Origin of the sequence: Treponema bryantii, assembly GCF_900113965.1 — a bacterium.
Taxonomy (GTDB): domain Bacteria; phylum Spirochaetota; class Spirochaetia; order Treponematales; family Treponemataceae; genus Treponema_D; species Treponema_D bryantii_A.
In genome coordinates, this window is record NZ_FORI01000001.1 from 487,559 (window position 1) to 501,327 (window position 13,769).

The following is a 13,769-nucleotide window of genomic DNA, read 5'->3' on the forward strand; positions in this document are numbered from 1 at the left end:
AAATTTATTATTATTAAAGAACTTAAAAATACGGCAAAGAGGTCGTAGATAAGGTTTCGTTAATGGCGAAATTTTGTCTACGGCCTCTTTTTTTTTCGAGGTTAAAATGAAAACACTTTACGAGCCAAGTTTTGAACATGATAACTGTGGAATTGGAGCAGTTGTAAATATTGACGGAAGCAAGTCGCACAAAATTGTGGACAATGCTCTGAGTATTGTTGAAAAACTGGAGCATCGCGCAGGTAAAGATGCCAGTGGTGAAACTGGAGACGGTGTTGGAATCCTGGTTCAGATCAGCCATGACTTTTTTAAGAAAGAAGCTGCAGACCTTGTTGGAAAACTCGGCGAAAGAGAATACGGAATCGGTCAGTTCTTCTTCCCTGCTGGCGGTGAGACATCAGAGAAAGCCCGCTTCGAAGCCTGCGTAAAAGCCGAAGGTCTCAAGTTCCTTGGCTGGCGTAAGGTTCCTGTAAAGGCCGAAGTGCTCGGTAAAAAAGCCCGCGACTGCATGCCTGAAATCTGGCAGGGCTTTGTAGAGAAGCCTGCAGACTGCGAGACGGGAATTGAGTTTGATAGAAAGCTTTATATTTTGAGACGTGAGTTTGAAAAAGCATCAAAGGTGGTTTCGACCCTTCGACCAGGCTCAGGGACCGCAGGCTCAACCACCGCGGTTACTTACGTTTGTTCTTTGAGTAGCCGTACAATCGTTTACAAAGGAATGTTTCTCGTACACGAGCTTCGCACTTTCTACAAAGACCTTCAGTCTGCTGACTATGCTTCAAGCCTTGCAATCGTTCACTCGCGCTTTTCTACAAACACACAGCCTAGCTGGCAGCGCGCTCATCCAAACCGCTTCATTGCACATAACGGTGAAATCAATACAATCCGCGGAAACGTTGACCGTATGCTTGCCCGCGAAGAAACAGTTGAATCAAAGAAGCTTTCCGGCGATCAGATGAAAAAGGTACTGCCTGCTGTAGACACAACCGGTTCAGACTCTGCAATGCTCGATAACACACTCGAGTTCCTTTTGATGAACGGCGTTCCTCTTCCACTCGCAGTTATGATGTGTATCCCGGAGCCTTGGAAGCACGATGACAACATGCCTTCCCTCAAAAAAGATTTCTATCACTACTGGGCAACTATGATGGAAAGCTGGGACGGTCCTGCCGCAATTCTCTTCAGCGATGGTGACCTTCTTGGTGCAACACTCGACCGCAACGGTCTCCGCCCAAGCCGCTACTACATCACAAAAGACGGAATGCTTATTCTCAGTTCAGAGGTTGGTGTTCTCGATATCCCTGAAGAAAATATCAAAATCAAATCACGCCTTCAGCCGGGCCGTATTCTCCTCGTAGATACAGTTCAGAAAAAAATCATCAGCGACGAAGAATGTAAAAATCAGTATGCAAACCTTTATCCTTATGGCGAATGGATTGATATGAATCTTGTTCATCTTGCTGATCTTAAAATCCCTAACAAAAAGATTCCGGTTCACACTCTTGAAGAACGCAACATTCTGTACCGCGCATTCGGCTGGAACTATGAAGATGTAAATGAAATGGTTCTGCCAATGGCAAAGAATGGAGTTGAACCTACAGCAAGTATGGGTGTTGATACTCCGCTCGCTGTTATGAGTGAAAAGCATCCAAGCCTCTTCAGTTATTTCAAGCAGCTGTTCGCTCAGGTAACAAACCCTCCAATCGACAGCCTCCGCGAAAAAATTGTAACAGACACAACTGTTTACGTTGGAACTGATGGAAACCTTCTCGAACCAACTCCAAAGAACTGCCGTGTTCTCGAAATCAATAATCCAATTCTGACAGGTACAGACCTCATAAAAATTGCGGCTCTCAACCAGCCGGGCCTTAAGGCAAAGACTCTGTCTATTCTGTTTCCGGTGGTTGAAGCCGAAAGTTCGGTGGTTGAGCCTGTCGAAACTACCGGAGGTCTCGAAAAGGCCCTCGAGAATCTGTTTACTCAGATTGACGCTGCTTACGCCGAAGGTTATAACATCATCATCTTGAGTGACCGCGGTGTAGATAAAACCCACGCTGCTATCCCTGCAATCCTTGCAACCTCAGCTGTTGAGCAGTACCTCATCCGCACAAAGAAACGCACTGCAGTTTCAATTATTCTTGAGACCGCCGAGGTTCGTGATGTTCATCAGGCTGCAATGTGTTTGAGCTACGGTGCTCGTGCAATCAATCCTTACCTTGCTCACGAAGCAATTTCCGAACTCATCGATCAGAAGCTTTTGGACAAGGATTATCACACAGCAATCGATGACTACAACAAAGCAATCATAAATGGAATTGTAAAGATTGCCGCAAAGATGGGAATCTCAACAATTCAGTCTTACCAGTCTGCTCAGATTTTTGAAGCAGTTGGTATTGCATCTGATGTTATTGAAAAATACTTTACAAATACAGTAAGCCGCGTTGGTGGTGTAAGCCTCAAGGAAATCGAAGAGGATGTTCGCTATCATCACGATCAGGGCTTTGACCCTGCCGGTCTTACAGTAAACCAGCACCTCGATTCGTTCGGTAAGCACAAGTTCCGCCGCGGTCCTCAGGCAGAAAGTCACCTTTATAATCCTGAGACAATCGTGGCTCTTCAGCAGGCAACCCGAAATGGAGACTATGCACGCTTTAAGGAGTACACAGCGCTTGTTGATTCAAATGATCACCCTCATACTCTGCGTGCAATGCTCGACTTTAATTACGAGTCAGGTAAAGAGATTTCAATTGATGAAGTAGAAAGCGTAGATGAAATCGTTAAGCGCTTTAAGACCGGTGCCATGTCTTACGGTTCAATTTCTGAAGAAGCCCACAAGTGCATGGCTGCCGCTATGAATCACCTTCACGGAAAATCAAACTCTGGTGAAGGAGGAGAAAAGCCAGAGCGCCTCGGTACAGAATACAACTCAGCTATCAAACAGGTTGCTTCCGGCCGCTTCGGTGTTACAGAAGAGTACCTCCTCAGTGCACAGGAAATTCAGATTAAGATGGCCCAGGGAGCAAAGCCGGGCGAGGGTGGACACCTTCCTGGTAAAAAGGTTTATCCATGGATTGCAAAGACACGTTATGCAACTCCTGGCGTAGCCCTCATTTCGCCACCACCTCATCATGATATTTATTCTATTGAAGACCTTGCTCAGCTGATTTACGATTTGAAGAATGCTAACCGCGCTGCCCGCATCTCTGTTAAGCTTGTAAGTGAAGCAGGCGTTGGTACAATTGCTGCCGGTGTTGCAAAAGCCGGTGCTCAGGTAATTTTGATTTCCGGACACGACGGTGGTACCGGTGCGGCACCTATCAGCTCAATTCACCACGCAGGTTTGCCATGGGAACTTGGTCTTGCAGAAACACATCAGACTTTGATTCAGAATGGTCTTCGTGGCCGTGTTGTAATTGAAACTGATGGTAAGCTGATGAGTGGCCGCGATGTTGTAATTGCGGCTCTTCTTGGTGCTGAGGAATTTGGTTTTGCAACTGCTCCTCTTATTTCTATGGGCTGTTCTATGATGCGTGTATGCCAGCTGGATACCTGTCCGTTTGGTGTTGCAACACAGAACGAAAAGCTCCGTGCTAAGTTCCCTGGAAAACCAGAGTATGTAGAAAACTTCATGAAGTTCATCGCACAGGAAATGCGCGAGATTATGGCAAAGCTCGGAGTTCACTCTGTTGAAGAACTCTGCGGTCGTACAGATCTTATCAAGCTTAAAGATAAGCAGGGCTTCAAGCGTGCCGGCTTAGTAGATATGAGCCGAGTTCTCGCTACTTCAGCCGAGGACAAAGACGCCTGGAAATCAGACCGCTCCCTCTTCAATTTCGAACTCGAAAAGCGTATCGACCTCACAAAGCTTGTTCCAGATTTCGAAGGAGCAAAGAAGGTGGTTTCGACAAGCTCAACCACCGCTGATGCAATTGACATCCAGTCAACAGATCGCACAGTCGGTACAATCCTTGGCTCAGAGATTCAGAAGAAGTTTGGTAACACCCTTGCCGACGATACATACTGCGTAAACTTCAAGGGCGGTGCAGGACAGAGCTTTGGTGCCTTCATTCCAAAGGGGCTTACACTCCGTCTCACAGGCGACGCCAACGACGCCTTCGGTAAGGGCTTAAGTGGCGGTAAACTTGTTATTACTAAACCTGCCGCCTTTGACGGAGCTGCCGACAGCAATATTATCGTAGGAAACGTAGCACTTTTCGGTGCAACAAGCGGTACAGCCTTTATCAACGGTGTTGCCGGTGAACGTTTCTGCGTACGTAACTCAGGTGCTACAGTAGTTGCAGAAGGCTGCGGTGACCACGGTCTTGAATATATGACCGGCGGTACAGCAGTAATTCTCGGCGGAACAGGAAAGAATCTCTGCGCCGGAATGAGTGGTGGCCTTGCATACGTTATGGATGAGAACCACGATCTCTACAAGCGTCTAAACCACGAACTTGTTAAGATGTACGCTCTTGATGATGATACAACAACTCTCAGCGGCACAACAGACGAACTCCGTCTCCACGCCCTCATCGAACAGCATGCAAAAGAAACAGGTAGTGAACGTGCAAAGGCAATTCTTGCAGACTGGGATAACATGAAGACAAAGTTCAAGAAAATCATCCCTAACGATTATCTTCGCATCATGAAGGAAATCGCCGAGCAGGAAAAGACTATTTCTGACCACGAAGAAGCAGTTCTCGCGGCTTTCAGAAAGTGCACAGCGTAGAAAAGTTACTAAACCGAAAAAAAATTACTACCAAATTTTCAAATTTGGTAGTAATTTTTATGTATGCAGTATAGAAACGATAAAAACGGAAATCCTATCTCTCTTTTAGGTTATGGTTGTATGCGTTTTACAACCAATATGGGTGCAATCGACATTGATAAAGCGGAAAAAGAAATTATGGAAGCTTACAATGCCGGTATTAATTATTTTGATACCGCCTATATTTACACGGGTAGTGAAGCAGCTCTCGGAACCATCCTCAAGAAAAACAATATCCGCGATAAAGTAAAAATTGCGACAAAGCTTCCTCAGTATCTGGTAAATAACAATACTGCACTCGACCGTTATTTTAATGAAGAACTTTCGCGTCTTCAGACAGATTATGTTGACTATTATCTCATGCATCATCTCACAGATTTCGTTGCCTGGGAGAATCTGAAAAAGAACGGCGTTCTTGAATGGATTGCAGAAAAGAAAAAATCTGGCGCCATCAGAAATATCGGATTTTCTTTCCATGGCGATACCGAAATGTTTATGAAGATTCTTCATGATTATGACTGGGATATCTGTCTGGTTCAGTACAATTATCTTGATGAATTTGCTCAGGCCGGCCGGGCAGGTGTAGAAGAAGCACACCGTCTTGGTATTCCTGTTTTAATTATGGAACCTTTGCGTGGCGGAAAGCTTGTAGACCTTCTGCCAGAAACTGCAAAAAAGATGATTAAGGAAAATCCGCGTGGCTGGTCACCTGCAGAGTGGGCTTTCCGCTGGCTCTTTAATCAGGAAGCAGTAACCTGCGTTTTGAGTGGAATGAATTCCATTCAGATGATTCAGGAAAACTGCCGCGTTGCAAGTGAAGCAAAAGCGGGTGAGTTTACACAGGACGATTTAGATTTCCTCGAAAAAATCAAAAAAGAAATCAACTCCAAAATGAAAGTAAACTGTACGGCCTGCCGCTATTGTATGCCGTGTCCAAAGAATGTTGATATTCCTGCAATCTTCCGCTGTTACAATGAGATGTACACGGAAAGCAAACATTCGGGCCGTTGGGAATTTGCCCAGACTGTAGGACTTCGTAAGCAGAATCAGACAGCGAGTATGTGTATAGGCTGTGGCAAGTGCGAAAAGCATTGTCCTCAGAATATCGCTATCCGTGAAGAACTGAAGAAAGCAGACAAGGCACTTCGCCCAATCACCTACAAAGTAGGCATCGCAATTGCTAAACGCTTCATGTTGAAAAAATAAAAAAAATCCGGCAGTCAGAAGAAACCCAACTGCCGGATTTTTTCATCCGATAAATCTTAATTATTTATCTTCTGGTGTGTGCCACTTCCAGTTTACTACCTCTGGCAAATCTTCACCGAGTTCTGAGATGTGCTGCTTGTGAGCAACAAGTGTATCATTCATCTTCTGAACGAGGTGGCTAGACTTGTTTCCAAGCTCTTTCATATCCTGAGCTTTTACGCTGCCAGGAGTTTTAACTTTGAGAGCATATTTTTTGAAGTCAGGTGTGCGGAGGTCCTTAAGAAGGTTACCAGCGTTTGCACGTGGTTTTGTAATATAAGAAATCAGCTTTTTTCTGATAACTTGACAACAATATGTCATTTTGCAATAATATAGGAACAATTTAGTTTAAGGCAAAGGCGCCGTAAAAAGAGTCTGAAATTTCGGATTCTTCTTACGGCGCCTTTTTTATTTGCGAGGATTAAAATGGCAAAACCAACAGGATTCATGGATTATAAGCGTGTGGAGAACGGCAGTGTAGAGCCGCTCGTACGAATTACCAATTTCAAAGAATTCCATCCTAAACTTGATGAAAAGGCTCGCCGTGAGCAGGCTGCCCGCTGTATGAACTGCGGTGTTCCAATGTGCCAGAGCGCAATGAAGCTTTCCGGAATGGTTACCGGTTGTCCGCTTCACAATTATATTCCGGAATGGAATGACGCCCTTTATAACGGCCAGTTTGATATGGCTGCCTGGCGCCTTTTGAAAACTTCAAGCTTCCCTGAATTTACCGGCCGTGTTTGTCCTGCCCTCTGTGAAAAAGCCTGTAATTTGGGTAACCCGGTGGTTGAGTGCCCGCAAAGCGGGTGTATCGAAACCACCTTTAACGGCCCTGTAACCGTTCACGACAACGAACTTTTTATTATCGAAAAAGCTTTTGAAACTGGATACATGAAGCCGGAAATCCCTGCAGTTCGCAGCGGAAAAAAGATTGCCGTAATTGGTGCGGGTCCTGCAGGTCTTGCCTGTGCAGACTGGCTCAATCGCCGCGGTCACAGCGTTACCGTTTACGAACGCGAAGATAAAGCCGGCGGACTTTTGATGTACGGTATTCCAAATATGAAGCTCGACAAAAAGATTGTTGAGCGCCGTATCAATCTGATGAAGGCAGAAGGCCTTGAGTTTGTTTTCAATGCTGATGTTGGTCATGATTACGCTGCTTCTCAGATTCTTCAGGATTTTGATGCAGTTGCTTTGTGCTGTGGTGCTAAAAAGGCCAGAGCCCTCGCGGCAGCTGGAATGGATAAACTGAATAAGGGCGCTGCCGGTGGAGTTATGTTTGCCGTAGACTTCCTTACAGCAGTTACAAAGAGTGTTGTTCAGACAAATGAAGCTCTAGAAAAAATCGGAACAGAATCTACAAATGATCAGATTGCTTCTGCCCTTGCTGCAAAATCTGGAATTGAAGTTCGTGGCAAAAATGTTGTGATTGTTGGTGGTGGTGATACTGGTAACGACTGCTGTGGTTCTGCAATCCGTCTTGGAGCAAGTGGAGTAGTGCAGATTGAGATGATGCCTTGTCCTCCTGTTGAACGTGCTGCAAATAACCCTTGGCCAGAGTGGCCTAAGGTACTTAAGGTTGATTATGGTGCAGAAGAATCAATCGCAAAGTTTGGACATGATCCACGTGTTTATGAAACAACTGTAAAAGAAGTGATTAGCGAAAACGGACATATCACAGCTGTAAAAACAATAGAAGTAGAGTTCAAGATGATTGATGGAAAACGTCAGTTGGTTGAACGTGCTGGAACAGAAAAAACTCTTCCTTGTGATCTTCTTCTTGTTGCTGCAGGCTTTGTTGGTTGTGAAGAATATACAGCAAATGCATTTGGAGTAGAGCTTGGACCTCGCGGTACAGTAAACACCCCGGTGGTTGAGCCTGCGGTCCCTGAGCCTGGTAGAAGGGTCGAAACCACCTATGCCACATCAGTTCCAAAAATCTTTACCGCGGGCGATATGCACCGCGGCCAGTCACTGGTTGTCTGGGCCATTTCCGAAGGCCGTGAATGTGCTAAACAGATTGATGATTATCTAAAATAGGTTAAAAAAAACGAAGGCCCCGGTAGTTTCGACAAGCTCAACCACCGGGGCCTTCTTTTTCCTATATAGAATTAGCGGTCAAATCCATCCATTGTCTGGATCTTTCCATCTGGCTTGAATGTCAGTTCGCGGAACTTAACGTTGCGCTTCTGGTTGATTCCCTTTGAGCGTTCGCAGTCATGGTAGAAGAGGTACCACTTACCGTTGAACTCAAGAATTGAGTGGTGAGTTGTCCATCCCAAAACTGGAGAAAGAATACATCCGCCATAAGTATATGGACCGTAAACATTCTTACTTGTTGCATAGCACAGAAGATGTGATGTACCAGTTGAGTATGTGAAGTAGTATGTGTCACCCTTCTTGAACAACCATGGATCTTCGAAGTAGCGGCGAACATCATCACCACCAGTGAGTGGGTCACCATTTTCGTCTACAATTACGAGGTCGCGAAGGTCTTCTGCGAGCTCTTTCATATTGTCTTTAAGAAGAGCGATTTTTGGAGTACAAGCAGGTTCTTTGCCCTGTGGTTCTTTGTTGTCTGCGCTCCACTTGTTATTGCGGTACTGATCAAGCTGACCGCCCCAGAGACCACCCATTGTAAGGTAGTATTTATTGTCTGTGTCCTGGAAACAGCATGGGTCAATAGAATATGTTCCCTGGATATAATCATCTTCTGGAGTAAAAGGTCCTTCCGGTTTGTCACCAACTGCAAGGCCTACGCGGAACATTCCGTTCTTGTCGCGAGCAGGGAAGTAGAAGTAGTATTTTCCGTCTTTTTCGGCACAATCAGGAGCCCAAAGCTGCTTGCTTGCCCATTTTACATCTTTAAGAGTGAAAACGCAGCCACAATCGCGTGGATATGTTTCTGTGTCTTTCATCTCGTAAACATGATAGTCTTTCATGTCATACTGGTCGCCATTGTCATTACTTTCAACGTCGATATCTTCGTCATGAGATGGGTAAATATAAATCTTTCCATTGAAAACATGTGCTGATGGGTCAGCTGTGTAAAGGTCGTTTACAAGCGGCTTTTTCTCAATACTCATAAATAATCTCCTGTGGGCGGGTTTGCCCGGTACTATGTAATTAGGCAACCGGTTGCCTAATTCTCATTATATTATTAAGTGGCCCTTTTATTCAATCGGCTGTATTACCTAGCAGGGGAAATTTTTCGGTTTTTATGGGTGTAAAGTTCCCGGGGCTTCGTTTTCGGCGTTGCGGGCGGCACACCAGGTTCCTTTTTGAAGGGCGGCGGAAAGGTCAGCGGTGCGAACGTATTCGTAAATAAAGCCAGCGTTAAAGCTGTCGCCGCAGGCGGTGGTGTTGAGCGCGGCGACTTTTTCGGTTGGGCACTCGGAGAACTGGCCGCGAGCCGCTGCGTATGTGGAGTCGCAGCCTCTGGTTACTACGATGATGTTGTTGAGAGCCCGGCTTTTTTCTGTGATGGCCTGCTGCAGCGGCTGCCCGTCCATTTCCGGGAATGTGGCGCGGAATTCTTCTTCGTTGATTTTTATGATGTCCGGTATAGAAGCCGCAAGGGTTTTCTTCATATCTTCACCAATATAATCAGCAAGGAAAAGCTTTCCCGCATCACGGGTCATTCCGCAGATAGTAGCATATAAGTCATCACTCCAGATTTTTGGACGGCTTCCTGCAAGCAAAACCGCATCAACCTGTGGCAATGCATCATTAATAAACTTCAGTATTTTGATTTCAGCAGAAGAAACTGCTTTCAAATCTTTTTCGCCTTCAAGAAGTGGCTCTCCAACTACAAGTTCTGTTGTAGTTCCGGCATTGCGGTCAAGCAAAGTCCAGCACTCGCGGGTATTTCCCGGAATTGTAACATAACAAAGCTCAAGTTCATCACGTTCAGCAGCATCTGTAAATGCTTTAAGATTATTTTCTCCAAGCGGGCAAACAACTGTCGCAGCACCTTTTTCAAGCTGATTCAAAACGCGTGCAGAGTTTACTGCTTTACCCGAAGCATCAAGGCGGTAATGTTCTGAACGGTTTACCTGTGTAAGATTAAGCTCCTTAAAAGAAATTGTACGCTGTAAAGTTGAACTAAGACAGATGCATAAGATTTTCATAATTATTGAGATCTCCTGATTATGGTTTCGATACGCCCTGAGGGCTACCCAACCACCGGGTTAATTCATAAATTGAGTCCATACGGAATGTTTTTCCCACTTTTCCGCTTGTGTTTGCCTTGCGAGCCTCAATCATAGATTGAGCATCTTCGGTAAGAGGTTTACCATTTTTATCACCAATCAAAATTGCGGTTCCTCCAAGAGCAACCCAACCATCAGTGTATTTCTGCATATCATCAAGAAAAAGTGTTGTTTCTATATCTGCGCCTACTTTTTTAAGGGCCGCAAGATAAGATCCCGGATATGGCTTTCCGTTAAAGTCTGCATCACGAATATCAGTTACTGCCTCAAAAAGATCTGCTACTCCAAGCTTTGCAAGAACGCGGTCTGCATGCTCATGAGGCGCATTTGAAAGAATCGACATTGGCATATTAAGGGAAAGCAAAAACTCTCTTAAACGAGGTTGTGGCAGTAATTCATCTGCTTCGTTATCCGGGTGAACATGGGCAAGAAAGCCTTCAATATCATTCATTCCCTCGGCTCTGAGCCATTCAAGTGTAGTAGAATAGTGAACAATGCGTTCTGCCCTCAGCGCGCTGGCTCCTTCTAAATCTGTGTGGAAAAAATCAGCTACACATTCAAGCATGCGGCGTGTAATTCCTTTATCCATATCAGAACTTGCGGGATAAAGTGTATTGTCCATATCAAAAAGCAGATGCGTGAATTTCATAGCGAAAGTATATTTTATATGGAAATATTTTGCTAGCGTTAAAGCATATCTCGTTGTAAAATATATGTTTAGATGAATTCGTTCCTTTTCAACCATATTAGATTTCAGATAGCCTCTCTTTCGATTTTATTGATTCTCGAAGTCATCTACTTTTTACGCCCAAAGATTAAACTTCTTTCCAACAGAATCTTTACGGTTCTGATGATCAGCTCGTTTTTCTATCTGATTTTTGATTTTGCCACAGTTTTTGCCCTTGTTTATTATGATACAACTCCAAAATGGTTTGTTCGTTTTACACATCAGGGCTTTATTGTTTTCCTTTATGTTGCGCTTTCATCAATTTATCTCTACATAGATATGATTAACCGTAATCAGAGACGTTATACCAAGCCGGAACTGTCTTTGATTATCACGTCCTATGTTTTTGCTTTTGCTTCTGTTGTTTTTGCACCTATTGAGTATTACATCGAAGATGATGGCATTTATTCATATGGTCTGATGGTTAATTGTGTTTATGCGGTTTTGATTATTTATTCGGGCCTTACGGTTTTCCAGACTCTGCGCCACTTGAATGATAAAGAACACCGTAAACAGCAGATTTGTGTACTGATGACTATGGTTCTATGGATTGGTTTTGGTGGTATACAGATTATTGAACCAAAGATCCTTATTTCCAGTGTCGGACTTTCTGCTATCATCCTTCTGATGTTCCTGTCGCTCGAAAATCCTTCGGAATATCTGGATAGTGAAACTCGTGCCTTTAACTACTACGCGCTCAAAACTGTTCTTCAGGAATATATGAGCCGCGGAAAAAATTACGCAATTGTTAGTATGGAACTGGATGAAGCTTCTATCATTGAAAACTATGCAAGCAATAATGTAATTTCTGAGATTCTTGTTGAAATCAAAGGCTTTGTTGAAAAATCTTTTAAGACTCCTTGTTATCGTATGAACCGTATGACTCTGGCTTTTATTATGGATAACAAGAAGATTAATAAACTCGACAGTTGTCTTGAAATCCTTGCAGACCGCTTCTCACGCACCTGGGAACTTCATGACCGTTCTGTTCGTCTGAATGCTCATGCGAATGTTCTTCTTTGTCCGGAAGATTTCCCTTTTGATGGTCAGATTCTTGAGCTCCTTGACTTTGCCGAAGACTCTGAAACCTACGGCCGTTCTATCGGCTTTATCCGCCGCATTGATGACAAGGCCCGTGAAAGACGTGTACGAAGCCGCCAGATTATTCATATTGTTTCAGACGCTATCAAAAATAATGATATTGAAATGTTCTATCAGCCTATTTATTGTCTTGCAGAAAAGAGATACACAAACGTTGAAGCTCTTGTTCGCCTTAAGGACGAGTCTACTATAGGCTATATTTCACCGGAAGAATTTATTCCTCTTGCTGAGAAAAAAGGTATGATTATGCCTCTCAGTAATCTGATCTTTAATAAGGTTTTCTCCTTTATGTCTGTGAACAGTCTCAGGAAAAAACATATGAATCATGTAGAAGTAAATCTTTCGGGGCTGCAGTCGGTTGATGCAAATCTTCCAAAACTCATGAAATCACTTCTTATGAAGTACAATATTTCACCGGATTGTGTAAATCTTGAAATTACTGAATCCATTGCGGTTACTTCGGGTTACATGCTCAAAAAGAATATGGAAGAACTCAGAAAGTTCGGCTGTTCTTTTGCAATGGATGATTTTGGTACCGGTTATTCAAATCTTTCGAGAATTGCCAAGGCCGATTTTGAACTCATTAAGATTGATAAGAGTCTTTTGTGGCCATGCTTTAAGGAAAACGGAACTGAAGGAACTAAGAATGCCAAAATCCTCTTGGAAAATATGATTTCCATGCTTCTCAAAATGGGCCGCAAAATTGTTGTTGAAGGTATTGAAACCAAAGAACAGTTTGAATACCTCGAAAGTCTTGGCATCACTTATGCCCAGGGCTTCTACTTCAGCAAACCTCTTTGCGAAGATGACTTCTTAAAGTTTATTGAAGAGAAGAATTGTAAACCGGTTGTTGAATAATTGATTAATATACTGAACGCTCCGTGCATTTGCCACGGAGCGTTTTTTTTTCTATAATTTGCCCTATGAATCTTAATAACATTGTAATTGTATTAGACCATCCTGACGAATCGCGCAATATTGGAGCGGCTTGTCGTGCAATGGCGAATAATGATATAAGCGATCTTCGAATTGTTGGTAACAGAGCAGATTATGATATTGAACACATTCACGTACTGGCAATTCATGCAGGCGGAATTTTTGATAACGCACATTTTTATAATTCAATAACAGAAGCAACAGCCGACTGCTCAATTTGTGCAGGCACTACACGTCGTCGCGGAAAGAAACGCGGTAAACTTTTACTACCGGAAGAATTTGCAGATATGGCAGATGACATAACAGAAGGCTCAACTACCGAGGCCGGCGGCAAAGTAGCTGTTATCTTTGGAAACGAACGTACCGGCCTTACAGATGAGCAACTGGACGAATGTAATCTCGGAGTAACAATTCCTTCTTCAGATAATTTTGGATCTCTGAACCTTAGTCACGCAGTTCAGATTATGAGCTATCACCTCTTCAGAAAATCTCTTGTTGAAAAAAAAGGCGAATACAGAGGCTATACTCCGCTAACTCTTGAACGCGTAGACCGCACAGTGCAGACAATCACAAATGATATGCAGAAAATTGGATTTTTCAAAATGCCTGGCCGTGAAGATATGGAAAACTTCTGGCGCAGCCTTTTAAGCCGTGCCAGCCTTTCTGAGGGAGAAGCTCAGTATCTGGAAAAGACCTTTGATAAGATGGCAGGATTAGCTAAGAAGAACTCCGAAAAATAGGTAATAAGGTAATCTTCAGAGGTTATAAAAAAAGGTGCTGG

9 protein-coding genes are annotated in these 13,769 nt (G+C 43.8%); 5 read left to right on the plus strand and 4 right to left on the minus strand.

The window, feature by feature from the left end:
• The first annotated feature begins 106 nt into the window (after positions 1–106).
• Both gltB and BM161_RS02160 read left to right on the plus strand, forming a co-directional pair.
• Positions 107–4,729 carry a glutamate synthase large subunit gene (gltB, locus tag BM161_RS02155; RefSeq protein ID WP_074930022.1) on the plus strand — a complete coding sequence of 1,541 codons (4,623 nt, stop codon included), beginning with the start codon at positions 107–109 and terminating at the stop codon, positions 4,727–4,729.
• Positions 4,730–4,792: 63 nt separating this feature from the next.
• A complete protein-coding gene (locus BM161_RS02160) occupies positions 4,793–5,974 on the plus strand; it encodes an aldo/keto reductase (protein WP_074930025.1) in 1,182 nt (393 codons plus the stop codon).
• 60 nt (positions 5,975–6,034) lie between these two features.
• Here BM161_RS02160 and BM161_RS02165 read toward each other — a convergent pair whose 3' ends face one another.
• Positions 6,035–6,334, minus strand: coding sequence for a phosphoketolase family protein (locus tag BM161_RS02165; RefSeq protein ID WP_074930027.1), 300 nt, complete (start codon positions 6,332–6,334; stop codon positions 6,035–6,037).
• Positions 6,335–6,439: 105 nt separating this feature from the next.
• Between BM161_RS02165 and BM161_RS02170 the strand changes: the two genes are divergently transcribed.
• Entirely contained in the window at positions 6,440–8,053 is a 1,614-nt protein-coding gene (locus BM161_RS02170) for a glutamate synthase subunit beta (RefSeq protein ID WP_074930029.1), read from the plus strand.
• Positions 8,054–8,124: 71 nt separating this feature from the next.
• Here the strand turns inward: BM161_RS02170 and BM161_RS02175 are convergent, their stop codons facing one another.
• From BM161_RS02175 to BM161_RS02185, 3 genes are all read right to left on the minus strand, one after another.
• Positions 8,125–9,099 (minus strand): glycoside hydrolase family 43 protein, encoded by a 975-nt coding sequence (locus tag BM161_RS02175; RefSeq protein WP_074930031.1) that lies wholly within the window; start codon positions 9,097–9,099, stop codon positions 8,125–8,127.
• A 132-nt stretch (positions 9,100–9,231) separates the two neighbouring features.
• Positions 9,232–10,143 (minus strand): 1-phosphofructokinase family hexose kinase, encoded by a 912-nt coding sequence (locus BM161_RS02180; protein WP_074930033.1) that lies wholly within the window; start codon positions 10,141–10,143, stop codon positions 9,232–9,234.
• A gap of 19 nt (positions 10,144–10,162) precedes the next feature.
• Complete coding sequence (locus BM161_RS02185) at positions 10,163–10,873, minus strand: HAD-IA family hydrolase (protein ID WP_074930035.1); 711 nt, start codon at positions 10,871–10,873, stop codon at positions 10,163–10,165.
• 72 nt (positions 10,874–10,945) lie between these two features.
• Here BM161_RS02185 and BM161_RS02190 point away from each other — a divergent pair, with 72 nt between their 5' ends.
• Entirely contained in the window at positions 10,946–12,910 is a 1,965-nt protein-coding gene (locus BM161_RS02190; RefSeq protein ID WP_083425640.1) for an EAL domain-containing protein, read from the plus strand.
• Positions 12,911–12,975: 65 nt separating this feature from the next.
• On the plus strand, positions 12,976–13,728 hold the full coding sequence (locus BM161_RS02195) for an RNA methyltransferase (protein WP_074930039.1): 753 nt from the start codon (positions 12,976–12,978) through the stop codon (positions 13,726–13,728).
• Positions 13,729–13,769: the final 41 nt, after the last annotated feature.

Coding starts and splice junctions, on each gene's coding strand:
- gltB (WP_074930022.1), top strand. CDS start 107: ATGAAAACACTTTACGAGCCAAGTTTTGAACATGATAACTGTGGAATT.
- BM161_RS02160 (WP_074930025.1), top strand. CDS start 4,793: ATGCAGTATAGAAACGATAAAAACGGAAATCCTATCTCTCTTTTAGGT.
- BM161_RS02165 (WP_074930027.1), bottom strand. CDS start 6,334: ATGACATATTGTTGTCAAGTTATCAGAAAAAAGCTGATTTCTTATATT.
- BM161_RS02170 (WP_074930029.1), top strand. CDS start 6,440: ATGGCAAAACCAACAGGATTCATGGATTATAAGCGTGTGGAGAACGGC.
- BM161_RS02175 (WP_074930031.1), bottom strand. CDS start 9,099: ATGAGTATTGAGAAAAAGCCGCTTGTAAACGACCTTTACACAGCTGAC.
- BM161_RS02180 (WP_074930033.1), bottom strand. CDS start 10,143: ATGAAAATCTTATGCATCTGTCTTAGTTCAACTTTACAGCGTACAATT.
- BM161_RS02185 (WP_074930035.1), bottom strand. CDS start 10,873: ATGAAATTCACGCATCTGCTTTTTGATATGGACAATACACTTTATCCC.
- BM161_RS02190 (WP_083425640.1), top strand. CDS start 10,946: ATGAATTCGTTCCTTTTCAACCATATTAGATTTCAGATAGCCTCTCTT.
- BM161_RS02195 (WP_074930039.1), top strand. CDS start 12,976: ATGAATCTTAATAACATTGTAATTGTATTAGACCATCCTGACGAATCG.